This is a genomic window from Burkholderia sp. Bp9143 (assembly GCF_003853645.1).
GTDB lineage: Bacteria > Pseudomonadota > Gammaproteobacteria > Burkholderiales > Burkholderiaceae > Burkholderia.
The window spans coordinates 35,255-61,173 of record NZ_QTPO01000041.1; the positions used below are offsets into that span (position 1 = coordinate 35,255).

General features: G+C 67.1%; 23 protein-coding genes and 2 pseudogenes. 15 read left to right on the plus strand and 10 right to left on the minus strand.

From position 1 onward, the window contains the following. Positions 1-108: 108 nt before the first annotated feature. Positions 109-1,089 carry an NADPH:quinone oxidoreductase family protein gene (locus tag DIE23_RS27265; RefSeq protein ID WP_124614952.1) on the plus strand — a complete coding sequence of 327 codons (981 nt, stop codon included), beginning with the start codon at positions 109-111 and terminating at the stop codon, positions 1,087-1,089. 91 nt (positions 1,090-1,180) lie between these two features. After that, complete coding sequence (locus DIE23_RS27270; RefSeq protein WP_124614953.1) at positions 1,181-1,618, plus strand: nuclear transport factor 2 family protein; 438 nt, start codon at positions 1,181-1,183, stop codon at positions 1,616-1,618. 164 nt (positions 1,619-1,782) lie between these two features. Here the strand turns inward: DIE23_RS27270 and DIE23_RS27275 are convergent, their stop codons facing one another. Together DIE23_RS27275 and DIE23_RS27280 are read right to left on the minus strand one after the other, a co-directional pair. After that, the gene (locus tag DIE23_RS27275) at positions 1,783-3,153 is read right to left on the minus strand and encodes an ATP-binding protein (RefSeq protein WP_124614954.1); all 1,371 of its coding nucleotides are present in this window, start codon (positions 3,151-3,153) and stop codon (positions 1,783-1,785) included. Next, positions 3,154-3,879: a response regulator gene (locus DIE23_RS27280; protein WP_124614955.1), complete on the minus strand. Its 726-nt coding sequence runs from the start codon at positions 3,877-3,879 to the stop codon at positions 3,154-3,156. It lies immediately after the preceding gene. A gap of 246 nt (positions 3,880-4,125) precedes the next feature. On the opposite strand from DIE23_RS27280, the gene DIE23_RS27285 reads away from it, so the two are divergent. Both DIE23_RS27285 and DIE23_RS27290 read left to right on the plus strand, forming a co-directional pair. Beyond that, positions 4,126-4,872 carry a MipA/OmpV family protein gene (locus DIE23_RS27285; RefSeq protein ID WP_124614956.1) on the plus strand — a complete coding sequence of 249 codons (747 nt, stop codon included), beginning with the start codon at positions 4,126-4,128 and terminating at the stop codon, positions 4,870-4,872. A 278-nt stretch (positions 4,873-5,150) separates the two neighbouring features. Then, the gene (locus DIE23_RS27290; protein WP_124614957.1) at positions 5,151-5,486 is read left to right on the plus strand and encodes a hypothetical protein; all 336 of its coding nucleotides are present in this window, start codon (positions 5,151-5,153) and stop codon (positions 5,484-5,486) included. A gap of 270 nt (positions 5,487-5,756) precedes the next feature. Here DIE23_RS27290 and DIE23_RS27295 read toward each other — a convergent pair whose 3' ends face one another. After that, positions 5,757-6,977 (minus strand): transglycosylase SLT domain-containing protein, encoded by a 1,221-nt coding sequence (locus DIE23_RS27295; protein ID WP_124614958.1) that lies wholly within the window; start codon positions 6,975-6,977, stop codon positions 5,757-5,759. A 77-nt stretch (positions 6,978-7,054) separates the two neighbouring features. On the opposite strand from DIE23_RS27295, the gene DIE23_RS39695 reads away from it, so the two are divergent. Further along, positions 7,055-7,204, plus strand: coding sequence for a hypothetical protein (locus DIE23_RS39695; protein ID WP_185646543.1), 150 nt, complete (start codon positions 7,055-7,057; stop codon positions 7,202-7,204). 193 nt (positions 7,205-7,397) lie between these two features. Here DIE23_RS39695 and DIE23_RS27300 read toward each other — a convergent pair whose 3' ends face one another. Next, complete coding sequence (locus tag DIE23_RS27300) at positions 7,398-8,558, minus strand: porin (protein ID WP_124614959.1); 1,161 nt, start codon at positions 8,556-8,558, stop codon at positions 7,398-7,400. Positions 8,559-8,993: 435 nt separating this feature from the next. Here DIE23_RS27300 and DIE23_RS27305 point away from each other — a divergent pair, with 435 nt between their 5' ends. Continuing rightward, positions 8,994-9,587 carry a flavin reductase family protein gene (locus tag DIE23_RS27305; RefSeq protein WP_124614960.1) on the plus strand — a complete coding sequence of 198 codons (594 nt, stop codon included), beginning with the start codon at positions 8,994-8,996 and terminating at the stop codon, positions 9,585-9,587. A gap of 47 nt (positions 9,588-9,634) precedes the next feature. Here the strand turns inward: DIE23_RS27305 and DIE23_RS27310 are convergent, their stop codons facing one another. Next, complete coding sequence (locus DIE23_RS27310) at positions 9,635-10,531, minus strand: LysR family transcriptional regulator (protein ID WP_124614961.1); 897 nt, start codon at positions 10,529-10,531, stop codon at positions 9,635-9,637. Between the two features lie 97 nt (positions 10,532-10,628). On the opposite strand from DIE23_RS27310, the gene DIE23_RS27315 reads away from it, so the two are divergent. The 3 genes from DIE23_RS27315 to DIE23_RS27325 are packed head-to-tail and all read left to right on the plus strand — an operon-like array spanning position 10,629 to position 13,637. Continuing rightward, positions 10,629-11,927, plus strand: a complete 1,299-nt coding sequence (locus DIE23_RS27315; protein ID WP_124614962.1) for a CitMHS family transporter — start codon at positions 10,629-10,631, stop codon at positions 11,925-11,927. Positions 11,928-11,964: 37 nt separating this feature from the next. Beyond that, the gene (locus DIE23_RS27320; protein ID WP_124614963.1) at positions 11,965-13,326 is read left to right on the plus strand and encodes an acyclic terpene utilization AtuA family protein; all 1,362 of its coding nucleotides are present in this window, start codon (positions 11,965-11,967) and stop codon (positions 13,324-13,326) included. Further along, the gene (locus DIE23_RS27325; RefSeq protein ID WP_124614964.1) at positions 13,326-13,637 is read left to right on the plus strand and encodes a hypothetical protein; all 312 of its coding nucleotides are present in this window, start codon (positions 13,326-13,328) and stop codon (positions 13,635-13,637) included. Before DIE23_RS27320 ends, DIE23_RS27325 begins: the two co-directional genes overlap by 1 nt. A gap of 133 nt (positions 13,638-13,770) precedes the next feature. Here the strand turns inward: DIE23_RS27325 and DIE23_RS27330 are convergent, their stop codons facing one another. The 3 genes and pseudogenes from DIE23_RS27330 to DIE23_RS40395 all read right to left on the minus strand — a co-directional run. After that, a complete protein-coding gene (locus DIE23_RS27330; RefSeq protein WP_124614965.1) occupies positions 13,771-14,235 on the minus strand; it encodes a hypothetical protein in 465 nt (154 codons plus the stop codon). Continuing rightward, positions 14,211-15,491, minus strand: a pseudogene (locus DIE23_RS27335) (DUF6402 family protein). Before DIE23_RS27335 ends, DIE23_RS27330 begins: the two are co-directional and overlap by 25 nt. A 392-nt stretch (positions 15,492-15,883) precedes the next feature. Next, a pseudogene (locus DIE23_RS40395) lies at positions 15,884-16,127 on the minus strand (IS110 family transposase); the annotation flags it as partial. Between the two features lie 502 nt (positions 16,128-16,629). Here DIE23_RS40395 and DIE23_RS27350 point away from each other — a divergent pair. Next, complete coding sequence (locus tag DIE23_RS27350) at positions 16,630-18,459, plus strand: methyl-accepting chemotaxis protein (RefSeq protein WP_124614967.1); 1,830 nt, start codon at positions 16,630-16,632, stop codon at positions 18,457-18,459. A gap of 184 nt (positions 18,460-18,643) precedes the next feature. Next, positions 18,644-19,492 (plus strand): topoisomerase IV, encoded by an 849-nt coding sequence (locus DIE23_RS27355; protein WP_124614968.1) that lies wholly within the window; start codon positions 18,644-18,646, stop codon positions 19,490-19,492. 43 nt (positions 19,493-19,535) lie between these two features. On the opposite strand, the gene DIE23_RS27360 is transcribed toward DIE23_RS27355, so the two are convergent. Both DIE23_RS27360 and DIE23_RS27365 read right to left on the minus strand, forming a co-directional pair. Next, on the minus strand, positions 19,536-20,465 hold the full coding sequence (locus DIE23_RS27360) for a phosphatidate cytidylyltransferase (protein WP_124614969.1): 930 nt from the start codon (positions 20,463-20,465) through the stop codon (positions 19,536-19,538). Positions 20,466-20,501: 36 nt separating this feature from the next. Then, a complete protein-coding gene (locus tag DIE23_RS27365) occupies positions 20,502-21,134 on the minus strand; it encodes a lysophospholipid acyltransferase family protein (RefSeq protein WP_124614970.1) in 633 nt (210 codons plus the stop codon). A 449-nt stretch (positions 21,135-21,583) separates the two neighbouring features. Between DIE23_RS27365 and DIE23_RS27375 the strand changes: the two genes are divergently transcribed. The 4 genes from DIE23_RS27375 (at position 21,584) to DIE23_RS27390 (ending at position 25,889) form a co-directional block, all read left to right on the plus strand. Beyond that, the gene (locus DIE23_RS27375) at positions 21,584-22,189 is read left to right on the plus strand and encodes a CDP-alcohol phosphatidyltransferase family protein (RefSeq protein ID WP_124614971.1); all 606 of its coding nucleotides are present in this window, start codon (positions 21,584-21,586) and stop codon (positions 22,187-22,189) included. Positions 22,190-22,267: 78 nt separating this feature from the next. Further along, the gene (locus DIE23_RS27380) at positions 22,268-24,037 is read left to right on the plus strand and encodes a bifunctional alpha/beta hydrolase/class I SAM-dependent methyltransferase (protein ID WP_124614972.1); all 1,770 of its coding nucleotides are present in this window, start codon (positions 22,268-22,270) and stop codon (positions 24,035-24,037) included. Beyond that, a complete protein-coding gene (locus DIE23_RS27385) occupies positions 24,034-25,437 on the plus strand; it encodes a phosphatase PAP2/dual specificity phosphatase family protein (protein ID WP_124614973.1) in 1,404 nt (467 codons plus the stop codon). Before DIE23_RS27380 ends, DIE23_RS27385 begins: the two co-directional genes overlap by 4 nt. Continuing rightward, complete coding sequence (locus DIE23_RS27390; protein WP_124614974.1) at positions 25,437-25,889, plus strand: hypothetical protein; 453 nt, start codon at positions 25,437-25,439, stop codon at positions 25,887-25,889. Before DIE23_RS27385 ends, DIE23_RS27390 begins: the two co-directional genes overlap by 1 nt. Positions 25,890-25,919: the final 30 nt, after the last annotated feature.

Sequence of the window (25,919 nt, forward strand, 5' to 3'; positions counted from 1 at the left end):
CAGCACTTGCAGTCACCGACCCAATCATCCGGTTCCGGCAACGGCGCCAACGGGCGCGCCGGCGCGCGGCCCGATGCGCGGCGACGTCGCGCAAGGAGAGACGAGAACATGAAAGCCCTGTTGTGTACCGCATTCGGCCCGATCGACCGCTTGCGCATCGAGGACGTCGCGATTCCCGAACCGGCCGCCGGTCAGGTGCGGATTCGCGTGAAGGCGGCGTCGCTCAATTTCCCCGATGCGCTGATCGTCCAGGGCTTGTATCAGGTGAAGCCGGCACTGCCGTTCTCGCCCGGCGCGGAATTCGCCGGCGTGATCGACGCGGTCGGTGACGGCGTGAGCGCTTGGCGGCCGGGCGACGAGGTGGTCGCGTTCACCGGTCATGGCGGCTTCGCCGAGCACTGCGTGGCCGACGTGCACCAGATCGCGGCGCTGCCGCCGCGGATGACGTTCGAGCAGGGCGCGGCGCTCGTGCTGGCCTACGGCACGTCGCTGCATGCGCTGCAGCAACGTGCGCGCCTGCAGCAGGGCGAGACGCTGCTGGTGCTGGGCGCGGCCGGCGGCGTCGGGCTGGCCGCGATCGAGATCGCGAAGGCGCTGGGCGCGCGCGTGATCGCGGCCGCGTCGAGCGCGGACAAGCTCGCACTGTGCCGCGAAGCAGGCGCCGACGACACGATCGACTATGCGACCGAGGACCTGCGGCGCCGTGTCGACGAACTGACCGGCGGACGCGGCGCGGACGTCGTCTACGATCCGGTCGGCGGCGCGTACAGCGAGGCGGCGCTGCGCGCGACCGCGTGGCGCGGCCGGTTCCTCGTGGTCGGCTTCGCGGCCGGCGAGATTCCGAAGATCGCGCTGAACCTTGCGCTGCTCAAGGAGCGCGATATCCTCGGCGTGTTCTGGGGCGACGCGGTGCGGCGCGACCCCGCGCAGCATGCGGCGAACATGCGCCAGCTCGCGCAATGGTTCGCGGCCGGCAAGGTGCGGCCCGCGATCACCGAGCGCGTGCCGCTGACGGGTGCGGCCGACGCAATTGCGCGCATGGCGAACCGGCAGGTCAAGGGCAAGGTCGTGATCCTGCCGGACGCGTGATCACGCTGACGCGGAGTCATGCGGCGGCGGTCCGATCGGGCGCCGCCTTCGAGCGAGGTTCTTTCGTGTCGCGTTACCGGAGTCGTTGACCATGCAACCCCTGTCGAATCTGCAACCCGCCGTCGCGACATCGCTCGCCAAGTGGCACGCGATGATCGCGCGCAAGGATTTCGGCGAACTCGACACGATCGTCCATCCGGACGCCGTGTTCCGCTCGCCGATGGCGTTCAAGCCGTACGGGCCGGCGCCCGCGCTGCTGCTGGCGCTGCGCACGGTGCTCACGATCCTCGAGAACTTCGAGTACCACCGCCAGTTCGTCGACGACGACGGCACGAGCGTCGTGCTGGAATTCAGTGCGATGGTCGGCGACAAGCGGCTGAAGGGGATCGACATGATCCGCTTCGACGTCGACGGGCGGATCGTCGAATTCGAGGTGATGATCCGGCCGTTGAATGCGCTGCAGGCGCTCGGCGCGGAAATGGGCGCGCGGCTCGGGCAGCAGCTTCCCGCGTTCAAGATCGGCGAGTGACGCGCACGAATCCGGTGAAATGCCGCCGGTGAAACGTCGGAAACGTGGAACGCATCGCATCGCATCGAGCGCCGCGTCGGCGTACGGCGATGCTGGCGGGATCACGGAACACGCGCCGTTTCGCACGGCGGACGCGACGTCGCGAGACATCACGCAGCGCACATTCATCCGCGCGGCGTGACCGGACTCGCGCGATCGCTTCGATCATGCGTCATGCGCGCGGGCGCATCGCCCGGGAAGTCCGGCAACGCCCGCACCGGCAGCGACATCACGAAGCGTGCGCCGCCGAGCGGCGAGTCCTCGAGCCGCACGTCGCCGCCGTGCACGAGCGCGACGCGCCGCACGATCGCGAGCCCGAGACCGAACCCGCCGGTCTGCCGGTCGCGGCTCGAATCGAGTCGCTGGAACGGTTCGAACACGCGCGCGCGGTCGGCGACCGGAATGCCGGGGCCGTCATCGTCGACGCTCAGCACCAGCGCGCCGGATGCATCGTGCGTCGCCGACAGCAGGACGGTGCGCGACGCATAGCGTGTGCCGTTGCGGATCAGGTTCAGCAGCGCACGCGCGACGAGCTTCGGGTCGCACACGTGGGTGGCGGGCGCGCCGGTCGTCGACACGCCGAGCGTGAGGCCGCGGTCGGCGACGTCGTTCGCGACGTTGCCGGCGACGCTGTCGATCAGTGCATCGACGACGACGTCCATCGGCGCGAGCTCGCTTGCGCCTTGTTCGAGGCGCCCGATCGTCAGCAGCTCGGTCACCAGATCGTCGAGTTCGCGCACGTCGCGCCGCAGTTCATCGCGGCGTTCGCGCATCCGGCCGCTCTCGTCGGATTCGGCGAGCAGCGCGAGCCCGAATTCGAGGCGAGCGAGCGGCGTCTTCAGCTCGTGCGAGATCCCGTGCATCATTTCGCGCTGCTGCTTGATCGATGCCTCGATCCGCTCGGCCATGTCGTTGAACTGCTGCGACAGCGCGTAGATGTTCGACCGCCCGGACAGCCTCACGCGCGTCGACAGGTTGCCCGCGCCGAACGCATGCGCGGCGGCCTGCAGCTTGCGCAGGTCGCGCCAGTGATACGAAATCCACAGCACGACCGCAAGCAGCGCGGCGAGCGCGAGCAGCAGGTACGCGTAGATCTTGATGTCGAGGTCGGGTGCCTCGGTCGGGCGCGCGTGCAGCACCGAGCCGTCCGCGAGCGGCATGTAGTAATCCTTGGCGTCGTAACCGATCGCGATCCGGCCGGCGTCGAGATCGTGCAGCGGCGTGCCGCTCAATTGCGCGCGGGCGTCGGCCATCGTCATGAAGCCGAATCCCTCGTTGCCGTGCTTCGCGAGTTCGCGCAGCGCGAGCGTGCGCTGCGCGCCCGGGTGGCGCTCCAGATAATCGTTCAGCACGAACGCGTAGGTCGTCAGCGAATCGCGCTGCGCCTGCGCGACGCGATCATAGAAGATCCGGTCGAACGAGAACTGGATGAACGCGATCGATCCGGCGACGCACAGGATCACGATGAGGTACAGCCTGATCAACGGGCGCAGCATTTACTCGTCCCACGCGGAAGGGCTGAATAGATAGCCGCGGCCCCAGATCGTCTTGATCTTGTGCGGCTCCGACGACGCATCCTCGAAACGGCGGCGCAGCTTCGAGATGCCGGAATCGACCGAGCGGTCGAGCCCGTCGAACTCGATCCCGCGCAACTGCTTCAGGATGTCGTCGCGGCTCAGCACGGTGCCGGCCGCGCGCGCGAGGATCAGCAGCAGGTTGAATTCGGCCGTCTTCAGGTCGACCGGCTCGCCGCGCCACGTGACCGTGCGGTTCGGCGGCGAGATCGTCAGTTCGCCGAATACGAGCGCTTCGGGCGCGGCGGCGGGGGCGTCCGTCACGGCCGGCTGCGCGCGGCGCAACAGCGCGCGGGCGCGCGCCACCAGCACGCGCGGCTCGATCGGCTTCGTCACGTAGTCGTCGGCGCCGGTTTCGAGGCCCGCGACCTGATCGTAGACGTCCGCGCGCGCGGTGAGAATCAGCACCGGGACGTTGGTGAACGCGCGAATGCGCCGGCACACCTCCATCCCGTCGAGATTCGGCAGCATCAGGTCGAGTATCACGAGCGCCGGCTGGTGCTCGCGCACCGCCGCGACGGCCAGGTCGCCGCGCCGCACGACCGTCACCGCGAATTCATAGTTGTCGAGGTATTCGCGCACGAGCTGCGCGAGGCGGTCGTCGTCCTCGATCAGCAGTACACGGTATTTGAGCGGATTGTCGTACATGGTCTCCTCGATACGCACGCGTCGTCCCGCATCCCGGCAGGCGGACGCGCGGCGCGGCACGCGAATTCTATCCGGCGTTCCGGCGGCCCGGGCGGCAGGACGACAATCGCGAACAATCGAACACAATTGCGCACAGATTCCCCGCAGATTCCGGACAGTCTCGGCGCACGGCGGCACCTAGACTTCGGGCTCCGTCACTCTTATCTCGATATTGTGCGCTCAACCCTTCGCCGCTCCCGCTACTGTGTGCCGCTTGCCGGCCTGACCCTTGCCGCCGCCGCCCACGCGGAAAACCAGTATTCGCTTTCGCTCGGCGGCGGGTTCGCGCCGCGCTACCCGGGGAGCAACCAGTATCGCGGCGTCGTCGCGCCGGGGTTTGCCGCGACGTTCGGCAACGGCTTCTTCATCGACAGCACCAAAGGCGCCGGCTACCGGCTGGACCTGCCGCACGGTGCGTTCGTGTCTGCCGCGGTGAACTATGACCCGGGCCGTACGGACGAGAACCGCTTCGACCTGCCGGGTTCGGACTACCTGAAGGGGATGGGCCGGATTCCCGGTTCGGTGCTCGTGGGCGTGCGGGCAGGCGTGACGCTGTTCAATGCGGCCGAACTGAGCGTCACGGTCGACACCCCGGTGACGCATACGTCGCGCGGCGTGTCGGGGCATGTCGACCTCGCGGTGCCCGTGCTCAGGACCGCGCAGCACGAGATCATCGTGACGGGCAGCGTGCATGCCGGCACCGGACGCTACACGCAGACGTTCTACGGCGTGACCGATGCGCAGGCGATGACGAGCCGGTTCCGGCCATATTCGACGAGCGGCGGGATCGACAGCGCGACGATGTCGGTCGCGTGGAACTGGAACCTGTCGCGGCACTGGTCGGTGCTCGCGACCGGCGGCGTGACGCGGCTGCTCGGGCGCTATGGCGACAGCCCGATCGTCCAGTCACGCAGCAACTACTACGGGATGGCCGGCGCGACCTACACGTTCTGAACGGGATGCCGGCGCGCGCATGCCGCATGCGAGGCGTCGGCGCCGGCGTCGCGCCGTCGCGGCGAATCGCGTGCGGTAACATGCAGGCGGTCCGGCGTCACGCCGGGCCTGCGACGCCGGTGCGCCGAAACGGCGCGACCGTGTCGTGCAATGCCGCCATTCGCCGGCCGCCATCCGCCAGGAATCGGCCCGCGGCGCGCGGTACCGATCACGCATGCGACGCCCGGCCGTGCATGCAGGCCGCACATGAACCGCCGGGCCGCGACAGGGAGAAACCGATGAAGAACACGATCGCGATACTCGTGGCACTAGTTGCGAGCGCAACCTTTTCGGGATGTGCGGACGTGAACGCGAAGCACCCCAACGCCACCGCCGGCGGCGCGGTGATGAACCCCGCACCGTCGGGCACCGTGAACGCATGCAAGGCGGACGCCGCGCCGGACGACGCGCTGATCGGCAAGACCGAGGCCGATGCGGCGGCGCTGCTCGACGGCTGCCTGTGGCGCGTGCTCGAGCGCGATGGCCAGTCGTTGCCGGGCACGATGGACTATCGCCAGGAGCGGCGCGACCTCGGCATTCGCGACGGCAAGGTGATCTGGGTGCGGCGCGGGTGATGGATCGGGGCGGTGGGGATGCGGTGGCGGCCGAAGTTGCGGCTGTCGCTGCCGGAATCGCCGACGTCGCGCCAATTGCGCGTGGTTTTCCGCACGAACGGCACCGCCGAGCTGCAGTGAGTCGACGACATGAACGTGCCCGAGCTCACGTCGACGCAGGAGACGTGAGCGCCATCGCCGACATCAGCCTGAACGATGCGACAGACGGTCGTCTGCTAGTCCGCCGGCCGTTGACGCACGCCGGTTGCCGACGCACGCGGGCCCCGCGCGTTACTTCGAGATATACCAGAGCGCGTCGGTGTTGACGCGCGTCGCCGGCGTGGCCGCAGCCGGCGGCTGGGTCGTTGCGGCGGGCGGCGGCGTGTTCGACGTCACGGCCGTGGGCCATGTTGCTGGCGCGCTCGATGACGACGTAGTCGCCGTGCTTGCGGTCGTTGCCGATCCCGACGTCGACGGCGTGTCCAGATACCACAGCGCATCGGCCGACGCCGCGCGCCTGGACGACGCATTTGCAGCCGGTTGCTTCGCCGCAGGCGCCGTGGCAGCCGTCGTACCCGAACGCTGCGTTCCCGCTGCCGTTCCCGCCCCGGCCTGCGCAGTCGTCCCCGCCGCGCCGCGCTGCGCGCGCGCCTCGAACGGCCCGAGCTGGAAGATTAACGTTTGCGCGGGACGCGTCAGAACGGCATACGGGAATTGCAGCTCCCACGACATCAACACGCGGCCCGACGACGTCTCGGTGAAGATCGCCGGCACGTGCTTCATGTCGCTGAACTGCACGTAGATCCGCGCGCCGTCGTCGAACACCTGGGTCGGCTTGGCCTGGTCGGCGCCCGTGACGGTCCAGCCGAAGTTGTACGTGCCGGCCGGGCCGGCGGGCCCGCCTTGCGGTTGCGGCGGCGGTGCGGCCGGCGCGAGCGTGCGCGGCCGCGTGACCGGCGGCGCCGACACGCTCAGGCTCGCGAACGGGTTGTACGCCTGCACCTGCTGTGGCGGCGTAAAGGAGGGGGGAAGGATGGGCATGGGAGTATCCGGCGAATCCGGCAGGGTCCGGATTGCATCATAGACCTTGCGGGCATACGCGAGGCGCTTGTCGGGCGACGCGGAGTTGTACGCGCCGATCGCGTTCCAGTTGGCGCCGAGCTGGCGGATGTTCTGCGACAGGATCCACGCGCCGACGTACGCGTTGGTGCACGCATCGAACAGGCTTTCTCGCGTGATGCCTTCGCGCGCGAGCGTCGGCAGCCAGGTGCTGTTGATCTGCATCAGCCCGATGTCGACGGTGCCGTTCGTGTTGGTGTTGACGGCGTTCGGATTCATCCCCGATTCGACCTGCGCGATGCCGCGCAGCAGGCTCACGCTCACTTTCTGGAACGTGGCCGCGTCGTCGAGGCAGTCGGCCCGCGCGAACCCGTGCAGCGCGCACGACAACGCGATCGTCGCAGCGAGCTTCGGCGTGGCGTGGCTGATCGAACGGGCAGTCTGACGCGGCATGGCAGGATGGGGCGGAATCCGGCCGCCCGGTGCAAGGAAATTACGCAGACGCGAAGTGTGCCATAGCGCGCAGTCAAATGGCTCGCGTCAAACTTTCCTTTGCATTTGCCGGCGCATTTGTCGGCGCATTTCCCTCGGCGCTGGTATCGAAGCGCGACAGGACTGAATCGGTAAAAAAGGCTGATTTTCGCGCGCATGCCGGCGGGCGGCCGCTATCGCAATACTGACGCGACGCGTCGGTTGCGCGGCGAATGCGGCAGTGAGTGGCGCAACGACGCGGATGATAAAAGGCGCAACCGCCGGTGCGCGGGCTGGAGAAACGACGACGGCGGCCGTAGCCGCCGTGTCGGCGAAGCCTCGATTCGCAATCCGACACGATCGACCGGCCGCGCAATGCCGTGCGCAGCCGGCCGTCGCCGATCAGAAGCGGTGCCGCAGGCCGAGGTTGACCATCGTCTGCGAGCTCGTCCCCGCATAGCCGTACGAACCGATCGATGCCTGCGCGGCCATCGACCCGCCGTTGCCGTCGCCCGTCCGGCCGCTCGCGTGCTGGTATGCGGCGGTCAGGTACACGTCGGTGCGCTTCGACAGCGTGTAGTCCGCGCCGGCCGACACCTGGTGATAGGTCGCCGACGTATCGCCGCCCGAGCGCGTATAGCTGTAGCCGACGCCGACGAGCAGCGCATTGGTCGCCTGGTAGTTCACGAAGCCTTGCCCGGTGTTGTAGTGCTCGTTCGAGTTGAACACCGAGCTCGCGTCGCGGCGGTACTGCGCGTTGCTGTAGCCGAGGCCGAACGTGAACGGGCCGGCGACGTACTGGCCCGCGATGCGGGCGATGCCGATCGAGTGCGCGCTCGCATAGCCGGTGTTGATCGGGCCGTCGAAGGTGCCGTCCGACGAGCTGGTCCAGCCGTTGCGCAGCCCGTTCGACGCGGGGCTGTTGGTCGCGTGGAAGTAGCCGCCCGCGACGCTGAACGGCCCGTTGTTGTACGACACGGCAGCCGAATACGACTGCGCGGCGCCGGTGCTGCCGGCAATGCCGCCGAACGAGTACATCGCCGAGAACTGCAGGCCCGAATACACGGCCGACGTGTACTTCACGGCGTTGTCGACACGGAAGCTGTTGTCGTAGTTGTCGACGTCGCCCGGCGTCGCGAACACGCTGCCAAGATAGTTGTCGGCGGTGATGCCCTGCACGAGGTCGACGAGCGGATCGTACTGGCGGCCGAACGTGAGCGTGCCGTAGCGATCGCTCGTCAGCCCGACGAATGCCTGCCGGCCGAACAGGCGGCCGCCCTGGCCCTGCCGGCCGCTGCTCGGGTCGAAACCGTTCTCGAGCTGGAACAGCGCCTTCAGCCCGCCGCCGAGATCCTCGGTGCCTTTCACGCCCCAGCGGCTGCCGGCGAGGTTGCCTGCGCTGCTGTTGCCGAGCATCCACGCGTTGTCCTTGCCCTGCGCGTGATTCACGTACGTGATCGACGTGTCGATCACGCCATACAGCGTGACGCTCGACTGCGCATGCGCGGCGGGTATCGCCGCGAACGACGCGAGCGAAATCAGCGAGAGGGTCGTGCGTTTCATGTCATCTCCTTGCGATTGGCTGGCTTTCTTGAACCGGAATGGCAGGAGACTACAGAGCCGCCGACGAACGGCAAAAATGGAATTCTCCGATGTGACCTAAAGCAGACAGGTGCGTGCTGCAGCAAGGTCCATTGAGAGATTCGCATTATTGAGAATCGTGTATCAATCGATTTGAATTTCGTGGCGGCGCGATTGGCGTATTGCCGGAATCGCGATAATTCCGTGCGAATTTCGGCCGAATTCCGATGACGGCGCGTTCGTCTTCGATTCATCAATTCATTATTTAACGAATCGAATCGCGTGATGCGGGCCGAGTATGGTATTGCGCGCGTCGCGCGACGACGAGAGCGGGCGCCCGACGCAGCGGCGATCGGCATGGAGTGCGAGAATGCGGCCTTCGGCCGGCGTGCGTCGTGCCGCTCACAGGGAACCCGCATGGACAGTCACATCGCTCCGGTGGAGCTGAACAAAGCCTACCGTCTCCTCAATCACGGCCCGACCGTGCTCGTGTCGGCCCGCCACGACGGCGTCGACAACGTGATGGCCGCCGCGTGGGCCTGCGCGCTCGATTTCCTGCCGCCGAAGCTGACGGTCGTGCTCGACAAGTCCGCGAAGACGCGCGAGCTCGTCGAGCGTAGCGGCACGTTCGTGATCCAGGTGCCGACGGCCGCGCAACTGCAGCTCACGCATGCGGTCGGCAGCCACAGCCTTGCCGAGCGGCCGGACAAGCTGCGCGAGGCGGGCGTTACGCTGTTCGACGTCGAAGGCCACGACCTGCCGTTCGTCGCCGGCTGCTCCGGTTGGCTCGCGTGCAAGCTGATTCCCGAGCCGCACAACCAGCAGACCTACGACCTGTTCATCGGCGAGGTGGTCGGCGCGTGGTCCGACACGCGCGTGTTCCGCGACGGTCACTGGTATTTCGAGTCGGCCGATCCGGCGCTGCGCAGCCTGCACTACATCGCGGGCGGCAACTTCTATGCGATCGGCGAATCGCTGCAGGTCGATCCGGGCCAGTCGGACCCGCAGTAAGCATCAGGCATTCGGCCGGTTGCCGGCCGTCATCCCGGGCGCGCGGTTCACGCGCGCTTGTTCAATTCCGCCAGCATCACGTCGGCGAACGCCTGCGCGACGCGCGACAGCGTGCGCCCGCGCTTCGCGACGAGCGCGATCGGCCGCACGAACGCAGGGTCGTCGATCGGCTTCGCGACGAGGTCGGGCTCGGCGCGCACCTCGCGCGCGGTCGCCGGCAGGATCGTCACGCCGAGGCCGCCGCGGACCATCGCGACGGCCGTCATCATGTAGGTCGGTTCGCACGCGATGTCGGGCGTGCAGCCGGCTGCTTCGAGCGCGGCATCGACGACGCAGCGCACGCTCGTGCCCTGCGCGGTCAGCACGAGCGGCACGGCGGCGACGTCCGCGGTGCGCACGCGCCGCTTGCGCGCGAGCGGATGATCCTTCGGGCACACGGCGACGAGCCGGTCGGCGCCTGCATACAGCACGTCCAGCGACGCGTCGAACGTATCGCCGCCGGTCAGGCCGAGATCGGCTTCCTCGTTGCGCACCAGCGCGGTGACGAGGCTCGCGACGCCGTCGCGAATGTCGAAGCCCGCGCGCGGCACGTCGCGCCGGAACGACTGGATCAGCTCCGGCAGCAGGCTCGACGCGAAGGTCGGCAGGCACGCGAGCCGCACCGTGCCGCTCGCGCCTTCGCCGAGCGCACGCGCATCGCGCAGCACGCGCTCCATGTCGTCGAGCGAGCGCTGCAGCAGCGGCAGCAGTTCGCGTCCGGTCTGCGTGAGCGCGACGCTGCGGCTGTTGCGGTCGAACAGCCGCGCGCCGACGATGTTCTCGAGCCGCCGGATCTGCACGGTCAGCGCCGGCTGCGACAGGTGCAGCCGCGCGGCCGCGCGCGTGAAGTTGCCGGCCTGCGCGACGGTGACGAACGCGCGGATGTCGCGAAGGTTCAGATCCATAACGGTTCGTGATTGCTGCGATCAAATCATTTCAATTGTGCTATCGCTGCGCCGACCTTACGCTCGTCTCCAACAAAAGACAAGGTAGGAGACACGGATGCTGCCGTTACTTGGGCTGGGCACGATCGTCGTGCTGCTGGCCGCGATTCTGTCGAAGCGCATGTCGCCGCTCGTCGCGCTGATCATCGTGCCGATCGCGGCATCGCTGATCGGCGGCTTCGGGCTGCATACCAGCAAATTCGTGGTCGACGGGCTGAAGGGTCTCGCGCCCGTGGTCGGAATGTTCGTGTTCGCGATTCTCTATTTCGGGACGATCACCGACGCCGGCACGCTCGACCCGATCATCGACCGCATCCTGCGCGCGGTCGGCACGCGGCCCACGCGGATCGTGATGGGCACGACGCTGCTCGCGCTGCTGATCCACCTCGATGGCTCGGGCGCGGTCTGCTTTCTCGTGACGATACCCGCGGTGCTGCCGCTGTACGACCGGCTGAAGATGGACCGGCGCGTGCTGGCCGCCGCGGTGTCGATGGCCGCGGGGATCAACTTCCTGCCGTGGACGGGGCCGATGATCCGCGCGTCGGCATCGCTGCACCTGCCGGTGTCGGCGCTGTTCAATCCGCTGATTCCGGTGCAGGCGATCGGGCTCGCGTTCGTGTTCGGCGTCGCGTACTGGCTCGGGCGGCGCGAGGAGAAGCGGCTCGGCCTGTCGCGCGACGATGGGTCGATTCCGCTGCCGAAGCGCGAGCTGACGGCCGACGAGCAGGCGCTGCGCCGGCCGCACCTGTTCTGGTTCAACCTGGTACTGACGCTCGTCGTGCTCGGCACGATGGTCGTGATGGGCGAGAAGATCCCGCCCGCGATCATGTTCATGGTCGGGCTGTGCGTCGCGCTGATGGTGAACTACCCGGACGTCGACATGCAGAGGAAGCGCATCGACGCGCATGCGCGCGCGGCGCTGATGATGGCCGGCATCCTGCTCGCGGCCGGCGTGTTCACCGGGATCATGCAGGGCAGCGGGATGCTGAAGGCGATGGCGCAGGCGGCGGTCGGCTTCGTGCCGCCGTCGATGGCCGGCCACATTCCGGTCGCGCTCGGCCTTGCATCGATGCCGCTCAGCATGCTGTTCGATCCCGATTCGTTCTACTTCGGCGTGCTGCCGGTGATCGCGGAAGTGGCCGGCCAGCTCGGCGTGCCGGCCGTGCACGTGGGGCAGGCCGCGCTGCTCGGCCAGATGACGACCGGGTTTCCGGTCAGCCCGCTGACGCCCGCGACGTTCCTCGTCGTCGGCCTGTGCGGCATCGAGCTGGCCGAGCACCAGAAATTCACGTTCCCGCTGTTGTTCGGCGCCTCGATCGTGATGACGATCGCGTGCGTCGTGCTGGGCGTTTTTTGATTCTTCCCCGGCGCGCGCGCCGGATGACGGTACCGACATGACAGCAAAGCCACCACACGAACGGCGCGTGCGCATCGGCGCGGGCGCCGGCTACTCGGGCGACCGGATCGAGCCCGCGGTCGAACTGGCCGAACACGGGCAGCTCGACTATCTCGTCTTCGAATGTCTGGCCGAGCGCACGATCGCGATCGCGCAGCAGGCACGGCGCAAGGATCCGTCGCTCGGCTACGATCCGCTGCTCGATGCGCGCATGCACGCCGTGCTGCCGGTGGCGGCCGGCAAGCGCGTGCGGATCGTATCGAACATGGGCGCCGCGAACCCGCGCGCGGCCGCGCGGCGCACCGTGCAGATCGCGCGGTCGCTCGGCCTCGCGGGGCTGAAGGTCGCGGCGGTCGAAGGCGACGACGTGCTCGACGTCGTGCTGCGCGGTGCGTTCCGCTTCGAGGAGTCGGGCGACGAAGTCGCCGCGTATCGCGACCGCATCGTGTCCGCGAACGCGTATCTCGGCGCCGCGCCGATCGTCGACGCGCTCGCGGCCGGCGCGGACGTCGTGTTGACCGGGCGCGTCGCCGATCCGTCGCTGTTCGCCGCGCCGCTGATTCATGCGTTCGGCTGGCGGATGGATGACTGGGACACGCTTGGGGCTGCGACGGTCGTCGGCCATCTGCTCGAATGCGCGGGGCAGGTGACGGGCGGCTATTTCGCCGACCCCGGCTACAAGGACGTGCCGAATCTCGCGCGGCTCGGATTCCCGATCGGCGAGGTCGCGGCCGACGGTTCGGTCGTGATCACCAAGGTGCCGCACGCGGGCGGTCGCGTGAGCGCGGCGACCTGCAAGGAACAGCTGCTGTACGAGATTCACGATCCGGCGCGCTATCTGCAGCCCGACGTCGTCGCGGATTTCACGCGCGTCGCTGTGGCGGAGGAGGCACCGGATCGTGTGCGCGTGACGGGCGGGCGCGGCAGCGCGCGCACCGAGACGCTGAAGGTGTCGGTCGCGTACGTCGACGGCCATATCGGCGAAGGACAGATCTCGTATGGCGGGCCGGGTGCGCTGGCGCGTGCACGGCTCGCGCTCGAGATCGTCCGCGAGCGCCTCGCGCTGACGGGCGTGGCCGCGACCGAACTGCGCTTCGATTTGATCGGCGTCGATTCGCTTTACGGCGACGCGACGCCTGCCACGTGCGGCGAGCCGGCCGAAGTCCGCGTGCGGGTGGCCGGCCGTGCGGCGAGCGCCGCCGAGGCCGCGCGCATCGGCAACGAAGTCGAGACGCTGTATACGAACGGGCCGGCCGGCGGCGGCGGCGCGTTCAAGTCGACGCGCGAGGTGATCGCGGTGCAGTCGGTGCTGCTGCCGCGCGCGGCCGTGACGCCGTCGTTTTCCTTCGTGGAGGCCTGATGCAACTGCGTGAACTGGCGCATGCGCGCACCGGCGACAAGGGCAATACGCTGAACGTGTCGGTCATCTGCCGCGATCCGCGTCACTATGAACACGTGCGCGCGCATCTCGATGCGCCGGCGGTGAAGGCGTGGCTCGCGGGCATCGTGCACGGCGACGTCGTGCGCTACGAGCTGCCGGCGCTTGCCGCGTTCAACTTCGTGCTGCGCGATGCGCTCGGCGGCGGTGTCACGCGTTCGCTTGCGCTCGACGCGCACGGCAAGTCGGTCAGCTCGGCGTTGCTGGCGATCGAGGTGCCGGAGCCGGCGTGACGAATGATGTTGCCGCCTGGGGGGCAGCTGAAACAATAACGTCTGCTGTGCGATCCAAAACCCGTGACACGCTCCTTTCAATCCGGGGCGTGGATTGTCGGAGTGTCAGGCATCGGCAAAAAATCGCATCCGCCTAGTTGAAAAATGGAATTCGCGCTCTTGCCCAGTCAATCACGGTAGGTGGCATGGTGATTGTGTAGTCGGCTTGCTTCTCATCATCTTGATAAGTAATGCTATCGGGCCCTGTTCTGAGCGGTTCGTGGCCCGGTTGCCCATCCCAAAATACTTTGTAGTATCTCTTGGCCAAAATTTCACCTTGCGCATCGGTGACAGTCAATTGCACCGAGTCCATGCCATCGCCAAAGAGGTGGCTATTGTTGATGCCGCTGCCACAGATGTTTATTGTGTATTTCTTGCCGTTGAATTCTTTGATTCCGCCATTTAGCTTGTTGTTATAGTTGTGGTGTTGGCAGTCGGTGTAATCATGGTTGCCCTGTAAGAAAAAGATGCTGCCTCCAACGAGCGATAAAAATATCAGTGTGCTGGCGATGAAAGCGGCTCGGTGGGTTATTTTTACATGGGTTCTGGCGGGCGGCATATCGTTTCCAGTTTGATTTGAATGGGTTTGTTGAGTTTCAGGAGCTGTGGCTTGCTGTAGATCATGAAGTCGCCGCCGCTATTGTGCAGCTCCCGCCATTCGTTGTAATTTTTATTATACACGGGGTAGTAGACGTTTTTGATCAGGAGCTTTCTGACCCCGGGGCGCTTGTCAACAGGCTTGTCGAACGGATCTCCCGGCAAATAGTGCCAATTGATCGTTGTTTCCGTGATCGAGGAATTTCCCATCCGAGTGTGAAGCTTGTTCCCGTCGATTGTATCGCTGATGGCTGCGCGATACGAAAGAATCATGTCTTTTTTATTCCAGTGTCCAAGATATTGACTGTTTCCGTCGCCTTTGTCATTGAAGGAGTAGTTATCCTTCACGTAGACGTGGATGTGGGTGATTGTGGCGACGGAATCAATGCAATATGTTTTTGTTCTTTCTGTTTTGTTATATCGAAAGTATTTTTCGGTGGTAACTCTTACTCGTCCAATGGCAGCATACAGATTGAAATTTCCAAGTGCTGCCGTTAGGTCGGTTAGAAGCAGTCCATCTAGTGTGGCGCTTGTCGGAATATTTTGAAACTGGAACTGCTAGTCAATGTGGAAGTGCCTTTCATTGTTGATGGAAGGAGTGGTGTCGAAGGAGAAGTCTGCCAGGCCATTATCGACAAAAGCGGTCTGCACTTGCCTGGAGATTTTTCTTTTTGCTTCCCTGGTTGCGCCCGGTGAATAGATATTTTGAGAAATCAGCTCATTATATTTCTTTCGAACACTTCCGAATTTCAATGCCCATTTGAGGGAAGTCGTTGTGTTGTCAATCGGCTGTTCGGAGTTGGGGTCGTCGTTATAGATGTGCTTGGGACTCGCAAACCACTTTCTTGCAATTTTCGCGGCGACAGGCCAGCCGATCTTGTCCATTGCTACCGGAACATCCTGCAAATCAAACTCGGGAATCTTGTCATGATCTTCTGCGTCTATATCCTTTGGTTGCGCGGATGGCTTGGGAGATGCTTTGGGTTGAGCAGCAAGCAGCTTCTGGAATGCAGTTTCTGCCTCGATCTGCTCAGTAGTTGGCTTGGGAGGCGACGGTGGCGGAGCTTCACCTGGCGCAAGCCTCGCATATAAAATGGGTTGCAGTGTATTGATCGGCACACATCCTCGCGATCCCATGCTGACTTTCCATGTCGAGGCCGTAAAGGGTAGCAACGAAGGATTCATCTGGTAGTAAGGCCGTCTTTTTACCTTTGACATGTTTTTCTGGAAACCTGCTAACTGTATATTTTTTGAAGTAATTCGCTATCCAAGTAAGGATGCTCTCGAGCGGAGTCCAGTCTAATGTCAATTTGGTCGGCACGATTCGCCACACTTTGAGAGTGCAGCTTTGAGGGAGGGGGGGAAGTGACGCGCAGGTTTTATAGATGACGTGAGGTGCTGGCGTTTGGCGATGAGATGATTGAAATTTTCTGGTGATTTGAAGGCGGCTGGAAACGTTACATTGTGTTAATTAAATTTAGATGGGATGCGAGAATGGACTTGCCGCGATCGGAGAAATAACCCAGCTCAAAAGTAGAGAAATTCGGCGTGACGTGTCCCAGAGGACACGAAAGCCATATGATGAAGGCGCGCCGCACGGCACGGACGAACTCGACGAGCTGCTCGTCGATCAGTCGAAGCGAGCGCGATGTATGCGGCATCGAGCGAGCGGCTGCGACGATCATTGCTGCGGCGCATGAGCAGTCCGGGCAGATAGGCGACGAGCACGCTTTCAGCGCGGGCGACGGTTACAAGAAATACGTCGATGGTGGAAAGCGGATCGACGGAGAATGGCGGTCGACCGTGAGTCTTGAGCTCGGCGATGCAGGCTCGCCGCTCGACCGCGTTGTCAGGTGCCGATGCCGAGGCTGGCTCGCCAAAGCCCCGATTGCCGGGGAGCGAGGATAGTAGCGGGGCGGGTAGGCGCTATGGAATCAGCAATTCGCGGCCTCCATCCGCGTGCTCGATGTGTTCGCCCGCGATGTGCAGGCGCTGATCCGCGCGATAGTCGTAGTCTGCGCGCGACGTGGCGCAGCGTGTCACCGTCGCGACCGGCGAACTAGACGATGTCGAGCTTCCGTTTCATGGGCGGGTTCGGCGACAAGGATCCGTGTCGGTGGCGCCGGAAGGGTGGTGGGTGAAGAGGCGCCAGTATGCGCCCCGGAGCGGCGGGTTCCCATCCCGCCGGGCGCGCTAACTCGGGTGGTGATCCGCACGGCCGCGACCAGGGCATTCCATTTTTTTTTGAATGGTCTGACCAGTCGAACCTCAAGTTGCATCGCCACCGGTCGTTAATCCCGTTTGCGTACTCATTTGACTGTTCGATAACAACGCGCAACCGGAGATCGCCGTCATCATGCTGTCATCAATTCGCGCCCGGATCGTGGCAACCTGCGTCGCCATCGTCGTCACGGCACTCGCCGTCACCGGTGGCCTCGTGTACGAGGTCGTCAAGCGACACAACGACGAAACCATCGACCAGAACCTGCAGTCGGTCCTGGCCGGCCACGCGCTGGCGCTCGACGAGTGGGTTGCGAGCCGCGCCCAGCAGACCCAGGCGCTTGCGGATACGCTGCCGATCGGCGAAGGCGATCCGTTGCCGGCACTGACACTCCTCGGCAAGTCGGGCGGGTTCCAGGTGCTGACGCTCGGCCTGCCGGATCACACGGCGTTCTCGAACATCCCGCTCGCGTCCGGTTACGATCCGACCGCGCGCCCGTGGTACAAGCAGGCGGTCGAGGCCGGCCGGCTCGTCGTCACCGCGCTGTACCAGGACGCGTCGACCGGCAAGCCGGCTTTTGCATTCGCGGCGCCGGTCATGCGCGGCGGCGCGCTGAAGGGCGTGCTGGCGGCGAGTCTCTATATGGAACGCGCGAGCGCAATCGTCGCGTCGATGCACCCGACACCGGCGAGTTTCGCGTTTCTCGTCGACCGCAGCGGGCGCCTCATCGCGGGCGCGAAGACGGACCTGATCATGAAACCGGCCACGCAGCTGTCACCGGAACTGACGCCCGACCGTCTCGCCGGCCTGCAGGGCGCGACCGAGCCGGTGGCGGTCGCGGTGGACGGCGTGACCAAGCTGCTCCGCGCGCAACCGATCGCTGGTACGGACTGGTCGCTCGTGATGGCGCTCGACCGGTCGGACGTGACGGCCGGCATGCGGGCCGTCGCGACGACGACGCTCGTGGCCATCGTCATCGTGGCCTGTCTCGCGGCCGCGCTCGTCGGCGCGCTGACGAACGCGGCATTCAAGCGCGTGCTGCTGGTGCGCGATGCGCTGACCGACGTCGCGAGCGGGAGCGGCGACCTGACGAAGCGGTTGCGGGCGGACGGCAACGACGAGGCTGCGCAGATCGCGCGTGCGTTCAACGTGTTCGCGGAAAAGATCTCGGCGATCCTGCTGCAGATCCGCGGGTTCAGTGAATCCGTGAGCGTGGCGAGCGCGGAGATCGCGCAGGGCAACCAGGACCTGTCGAGCCGGACCGAGCACGCGGCGTCGAGCCTGCAGGAAACCGCGGCAGCGCTCGAGGAGATCGCCGGCACGGCGCGCAACTCGGCCGATGCGGCGACGCAGGTGAACCGGCTCGCGGAATCGGCGTCGGGCGTCGCGATGCGCGGCGGCGAGGTGGTGAGCCAGGTGGTCGCGACGATGGGCGAGATCACGGCGGCCTCGAACGAAATCTCGAACATCATCGGCGTTATCGACGGCATCGCGTTCCAGACCAACATCCTCGCGTTGAACGCGGCCGTCGAAGCGGCGCGCGCGAACGAGCACGGGCGCGGCTTCGCGGTCGTCGCGGGCGAGGTGCGCACGCTCGCGCAACGCAGCGCGCAGGCCGCCAAGGAAATCAAGCAGCTGATCCAGGCGTCTGTCGACAAGATCGAGGGCGGGTCGGGGCTCGTGCACACGGCCGGCGTGACAATGGACGAGATCGTCGAGGGGGTGCGCGGCATCACGAGCGTGATCGCGGAAATGACGGTTGCGGCGAACGAGCAGAGCACCGGCCTCGCGCAGGTGAACCAGGCGGTGTCGCAGCTCGATCACTCGACCCAGCAGAACGCGGCGCTCGTCGAGGAGTCTGCCGCGGCCGCGGCGCTGTTGCGCGAGCAGGCGGCGCAGCTCGCGCAAACGGTCGGCGAATTCAAGCTTGCGGGTCCGCAAGCGGCCGATACGGCGCCGGCGTGATGCGGCTCGCGCCGGGGTCGCGATGAAGCGGAAACGGCGAGCGGCGCGGCGTGCGCGTTATCGGCCGGTTTACGCGTTCAGGACGACACGCGCTTGCGATGCCGCGCCGTGCGTGTACGCTACGGGCTCGCGGGCATCGGCCCGCGCGTGCGGCAGGGGCCGCGCGCATCGACCGGATCCAGGAATGAAGAACGAGATCGTCACGCCCGCCGGCGCGAATGGCGCGGCTATGCGCGGGCGCCGGTTTGCGGCGACGCTCGCCGTACTGTCGGCAGTCGCGGTGTTCACCGCGCTCGCCGCGTTGTCGCCTGTCCATGCCGCCGAGCCGGCGCATCCCGACCGCCAGCTGCAACGGTTCATCCGCGACACGTACGGCACGTGGCGTGCCGATCGCAAGGGCTGGCAGCCGGATGCGGGCGATTACATTTACGCGTCGTGCGGATCGCTGCGTGTCGCGACGGCCGACGGCCCGCGCACGCTGCTCGCGATGTGCGGCGAGACCGAGGACGCCGTGCAGAACGGGATGCCGGGGATGGATTCCGATGCCACGTCGGGCACGATCGACCTGTACGTGCTTCGACCTTCGCAGGACGGGGCGACGCTCGAACCGGCACTGAAGAAGACGGGCATCGCGTCCGGCGGGCGCGGCGAGCCGGGCACGGTGAGCATCCAGCGGCTCGGGCCGCACATGTTCGGTTTCGTCATCGGCAACAGCGACTCGCGGCAAGGCTATACGCAAAGCATCCGCTCGATCTGGCTGCCGTATGGCGACGCGCTGGTGCTGGCGGCGGCGCGCATCGACGAAGCGCTCGACAATGCGGAATCGACCGAATGCGCGAACGATCCGGCGCGCTGCGAGGAACGCCGCTTCGCGATCGCACCGGACACGAGCGCCATCGATAGCGTCTACCCGCTGATCGTGACCGAAACCGGCACGCGAGGCGATCGCGCGATTCATGTGCGCCATACGGTGAAGTTCGACGCATCGCGCGGCCGCTACATCGTGCCGAAGGCCGTGCGCGACGGTTATTGAGCGGTCCGTGCGCGGCACCGGGCGGCGTCGCGCCGCCCGCACATCACACGTACAGGTAGCGCACGAGGTGGAAGAACACCGGCGCCGCGAAGCAGACCGAGTCGACACGGTCGAGCATCCCGCCGTGGCCCGCGATCATCGAGCCCCAGTCCTTGGTGCCGAGCGAGCGCTTCACGGCCGACAGCACGAGGCCGCCGACGAAGCCCGCGATCACGATCGCCAGCGAGATCCCGAACGCCGCGCCGAAGCTGAACGGCGTCACGCGATACAGTGACGCGCCGCACAGCGTCGCGAGCAGGCCGCCGCCGATGAAGCCTTCGACCGTCTTCGACGGCGACAGCTGCGGCGCGATCTTGCGCCGTCCGAACAATTTGCCGACCACGTACTGCAGCACGTCGCTGATCTGCACGACGAACAGGAAGAAGAACAGCAGCAGCGCGTTCTGCCCGACGTAGTGCGGAATGTCGAGGATCAGCACGGCCGGCGCATGGCTCAGCCCGTACACGCACACCATCAGCGCCCAGTTGATCTTTGCGTTGCGGCTCAGGAATTCGCGCGTGTCCTGCGTGAGCGCCGACACCAGCGACATCGCGAAGAACAGGTGCACCGGCACGAAGATCGAGTACATCCCGTACCAGTTGATCCCGAGCAGCAGGTACTGCACGGGAATCGCGACGAAGAACGCGATGAAGAGCGTCGTATGGTCGCTCGCGGTCGTCGGCGTGAGCGTGATGAACTCGCGCAGCGTCAGGTACGACAGCAACGCGAACACGAGATACGTGATGTTGTTGCCGAGGCTGATCGCGATGACCATGATCGCGATCATCGCCCACCACGCGCGGATGCGCTGGTTCAGGTTGACGATGGTCGCGCTGGTGCCGCCGCTGCGCGCGCCGAGGATCGCGCCGATCACGGTCGCGAGCACCAGCACGCCGGTGACGCCCGCGACCAGTTCCCAGAAGAGAGTTCGCATGAGGAGGTCCGGAAAAGAGAGGGGAGGGGGCCGCGTTCAGCCGGCCGGCCGCTGCGGCGGCGCGAGCGCGACGATCGCGTCGCGCATGCGGGCGAGGAAGGTCGGCTTGTCTTCGCTGGCGCCGAGCGCGTCGTTCGCGCCGAAATGCACCTTGCAGATCAGCGGCACGGGCCAGATCGCGCCCTTCGGCATGATGCGCTGCAGGTTCTCGAGATAGACCGGCGCGAGCGCGACGTTCGGAAACTCGGTCGCGAGATGGAAGAGGCCGCTCTTGAACGGCTGCGGCAACACGTCGGCGCCGCGCGTGCCTTCCGGGAAGATGATGATCGAGTGGCCTTGCCGCAGCGCGTCGCGCACCGGGTCAAGAGGATCGCCGCCAGATTCGCGGTGACGGTCGATCAGCACGACGTTCAGCAGCTTCTGCGCGATGTGGCGCTTCAGGTTGCTGCTGTCCCAGTAGTCGCGCGCCGCGACGGGCCGCACGACCGCGCGCACGTCGCGCGGCAGCGCGGCGAGGATCGCGAGCGTGTCGATATGGCTCGTGTGGTTCGAGAAGTAGATCTTCTGCGTCGGGGAAGGCGGCGCCTGATGCCAGACCGGATACGCGCCGGCGACGAGCCGCACGATCGACAGCAGGAAATCGCGCTGCCAGACGTTCAGGATGTTCATCGGCGCCGCGCCTCCTGCCTGCATGCCCGCGCGGCCGCGCATGCGCGGCGGGCGGAATCCCGGAATGCCGGCGCGGCAGGATGCGCGCCGGACGGCCATTGTTCAAGTTTTTTCAAATTCGTGGCTGCCTGTCGCAGGGCCGCGATAATCGGACGATGCGCCGGCGGACGTTGCGTCGCGGCGAATTCGCCGGTCGACGGCGTGATAATCGGCTGTTGCACGAGCGCCCGGTCACAGTTCGAATGAATTGCTGCGTTCACGGGCCAGCGGATTATCGCGAGTTTCCGTCGAAAACGCCAGAATGCCCGGCGCGGCCGAAGCGGGGCGCGGCTTGACGCGTCGGGGCCGCTCGGCGACGATTACGACCACCTGTCAGCCGCCTCTGGCGGTTGCGCCGCCCGGGGCATGGCGGCTGGAAACGTGTCCGAACGTGCCGAACCCATACAACGATGAGCCTCTACGCACTCAAACCGAAATTCCAGAACCGTCTGCGTCCGTTCGCGGATTCGCTTGCCGAACGCGGCGTGACCGCCAACCAGGTCACGCTGTTCGCGGCCGGCGGCTCGATCGTCGTTGGCGCGCTCGCGGGGCTCGGCGTGTTCGCCCGCGTGCTGTTCCTGCTGATCCCGATCTGGCTGTTCGTGCGGATGGCGCTCAACGCGATCGACGGCATGCTCGCCCGCGAACACGGACAGAAGAGCACGCTCGGCGCGTACCTGAACGAGCTCGGCGACATCGTGTCCGATGTCGCGCTCGTGCTGCCGTTCCTCGCGATTCCCGCGTTCGTGCCGGCAGACGTCTGGCTGTTCGCGCTGGCGGCGGTCATCGTCGAATGCGCGGGGCTGATCGGCCCGCTCGCCGGCGCGACGCGCCGCTATGACGGCCCGTTCGGCAAGAGCGACCGCGCGCTCGCGCTCGGCGCGTTCGCGCTGTGGATCGGCTTCGGCCTGCCGGTCGGCAGCGTCGCCGCGTGGCTGTGGCGCGTGCTGATCGTGTTGTCGATCGTGACGGTGGTGCGCCGCGTGCAAGCCGGCATCGCCGAAGCGGGCGGTTGACGGCGGCCGCCCGCGGTAGAAGGACCGGCGCCGGAGGGCGGCGCCGCATGATTCGAATAACGAAACGAGAGAGATCGCATGAGCACACGCACGGCCCGTGAGGCCGACTTCGTCACGCACGACGGCGAAACGCTGTTCTATCGTCACTGGCCCGCGACGGCCCCGCGCTGCCGCGGCGCGATCGTGCTGCTGCATCGCGGCCACGAACATTCGGCGCGCGTCGCGCACCTCGTCGACGAGCTCGACCTGCCGGACTTCGCGTTCTTCGCGTGGGATGCGCGAGGCCACGGCCGCTCGCCCGGCGCGCGCGGCTACAGCCCGAGCGCGGCCGCGTCGGTGCGCGACCTGCAGACCTTCGTCGAGCATATCCGCGACACGCACGGCATCGCGATCGAAGACACGGCCGTGGTCGGGCAGAGCGTCGGCGCGGTGCTCGCGGCCACCTGGGTGCACGATTATGCACCGCCGATCCGCTGTCTCGTGGTCGCGTCGCCGGCATTTCACATCAAGCTCTACGTGCCGTTCGCGCGGCCGGGGCTGCGGCTGATGCACAAGCTGCGCGGGCTGTTCTACGTGAACAGTTACGTGAAGCCGAAATTTCTCACGCACGATCCCGAACGGATCGCGAGCTATGCGGCCGATCCGCTGATCACGCGGCCGATCGCCGTCAACATGCTGCTCGACCTGCACGACACGGCGCAGCGGATCGTCGCCGATGCGGCGGCGATCACCGTGCCGACGCAGCTGCTGATCTCGGGCGCCGACTGGGTCGTGCATCGCGGCCCGCAGGACCGCTTTTTCGAGCGGCTCGGCGCCGCGCGCAAGGAGCGCATCGTGCTGCCCGGCTTCTATCACGACACGCTCGGCGAGCGCGACCGTGCGCAGGCGCTCGCGCCGCTGCGCGCGTTCGTGCTGCGCGAGTTCGATGCGCCGAGCCCGCGCGTGTCGCTCGCCGATGCCGACCGGCGCGGCGCGTTCCACGACGAATACGCGGCGCTCGGCCGGCCGCCCGCGAATCCGTTCGCACGTGCTTATTGGGCGATCACGCGGGCAGGGCTGAAGGCCGGCGGCGCGCTGTCGGACGGCATCGCGCTCGGGCTGCGGCTCGGCTTCGATTCGGGCTCGACGCTCGACTACGTGTACCGCAACCGTGCGCAGGGCCGGCTCGGCGTCGGCGCGCTGATCGACCGCACCTATCTCGATTCGCCGGGCTGGGTCGGCATCCGTCAGCGCAAGGTGCATCTGCAGGAACTGATCGGCGCGGCGATCGGCCGGCTGCGCGGCCACGGCGAGCCGGTGCGGATCGTCGACATCGCGGCCGGGCACGGACGCTATGTGCTCGATGCGATCGCGACGGCCGCCGAACGCGACGGCGCGGCGCCCGACGACATCACGCTGCGCGACTACAGCCCGCCGAACGTCGAGGCCGGGCGCGTGCTGATCGCGCAGCGCGGCCTGGAGCCGATCGCGCGCTTCGAGCGCGGCGACGCGTTCGACGAGGCGTCGCTCGCGACGCTCGAGCCGCGCCCGACGCTGGCGATCGTGTCGGGGCTGTACGAGCTGTTCGGCGAGAACGCGCTGATCGAGCGCTCGCTGCGCGGGCTCGCGCAGGCGGTGCCGCCCGGCGGCTATCTCGTCTATACCGGGCAGCCGTGGCATCCGCAGCTCGAATTCATCGCGCGTGCGCTGAACAATCATCGCGGCGACGCGACCTGGGTGATGCGCCGCCGGTCGCAGGCCGAGATGGACGAGCTCGTCGCACGCGCGGGCTTTCGCAAGCTCGACCAGCGGATCGACGAGATGGGCATCTTCACGGTCAGCCTCGCGCAGCGGGTCGACGCGTCATGAGCGCGCTCGGCGGCGGCGCGGGCGGCAGCCTGGCCGAGCCGGCGGCCGGCGCGCGCGACGCGTCGTTGGCGCTGCGCGTCGGCTGGCTCGCGGCGATGGGCGCGGTGTTTTTCTCCACTTACGGCTTCGCGAACTGGCTCGCCGCGCGCCGCGCCGTGGTGCCGACCTTCGCGTTCGGCTGGGAGCACGCGATTCCGTTCGTGCCATGGACCATCGTACCGTACTGGTCGATCGACCTGCTGTATGCGCTGTCGTTCTTCTTCTGGACCCGCCGCGACGATCTGCTCGATCATGTGAAGCGGCTGTTGACCGTGCAGCTGGTGTCGGTCGCGTGCTTCATCGCGTGGCCGCTGCGCTTCGGCTTCGAGCGTCCCGACGCGGGCGGCGTGGCCGGCGCGCTGTTCACGCTGCTGATGGGATTCGACAAGCCGTTCAACCAGGCGCCGTCGCTGCACATCGGCCTGCTCGTCGTGCTGTGGGCCGTATATGCGAAGCATCTGCGCGGCACGGCGGCGCGCATCGTGCTGCATCCGTGGTTCGCGGCGATCGGCGTGTCGGTGCTGACGACCTACCAGCATCACGCGATCGACGTGCCGACCGGTGCGGCCGTCGGCTGTCTGGCGCTGTTCCTGTTTCCGTTGCGTGACGACGCGGGGCGGCTGCCGGGTGCCACCCGTTCGCCGTCCGCTGCCGGCCGCGCGCTCGCGCGACGCTATGCGCTCGGTGCGGCACTGGTCGCGCTCTTGGCGCTTGACTGCGTGTCGCGCGCGCCGGGCTGGGCGTTGGCGGCGGGGTGGGGTGCGCTGGCGCTCGCGTGCGTCGCGTGGATCTATCGGCGCGGCGCGCCCGGTGCGTTCCTGAAGGACGACACGGGCCGCTTCCCGGTATTCATCCGCTGGCTGCTCGCGCCGACGATCGCGGGCGCGTTCGTCAATTCCAGGGTGTGGACGTTCCGGCAGCCGGCGCCGGTGCGGGTCGACGCGCGCGTGTCGATCGGCCGTACGCCGACCACGCGCGACGTGCGGCGCCACGGCTTCACGGCGCTTGTCGACCTGACGGCCGAGATGCCGCGCTGGGTCGCGGCCGACGCGTCGTTCGCGTATGCGGCGGTGCCGCAGCTCGACCTCGTCGCGCCTACCACCGCGCAGCTCGCGGCGGCCGTCGCGGCGCTCGAGCGCCTGCATGCCGACGGGCGCGACGTGCTGGTCTGCTGTGCGCTCGGCTACGGGCGAAGCGTGTTGTGCGCGGCCGCCTGGCTCGCCGCGCGGCGGGGGCTCGGCGACGCGCGCGACGCGCTCGCGGCGGTACGGGCGGTGCGGCCGCGCGCGGTATGGTCGGACGACGGCGTGGCCGTGCTGCAGGACTGGATCGACCGACGCCGCGCGACGGGAGGGGCGTGATGCGCGATCCGTCCGCACCGTTCCGGATCGCCGCCGCGCGCGGTGCGCTCGATGCGGGCGCATGGGCGATCGCGGCCGCGCTGGCCGCGGCCGGCGCGGGCTGGTGGATCGCGGCGGGGTGGGTGCCGGGGACGATCGCGCGCGTGCTGCTGGCCGCGATCAGCACCGGGTCGGGGATTGCCGCGCTGTGGTACGCGGTGCGCATCGAGATCGATCGGCGGCTGTTCGCCGCGCTGGCGCGCGCGGCGTCGGACGACGCGTCGGTCGAGGACGGGTTGGCCGCGCTCGATCGCGCGCTCGCCGATCTCGGCTGGATCGATGCAGGGAAGGCCGATCGCGCGCTTGCCGCGCGCGTGCGCGGTGCGGTCGGGTTGTGCCGTGCCGGCGTGCTGGTCGCGATCGTGCAGTGGATCGTGGTCGGGGTGGCGATCGCGGTGCCGCGGATCGGCTAGCCGTGCGTGCTCGGCTCGGGCGGCTCGGGC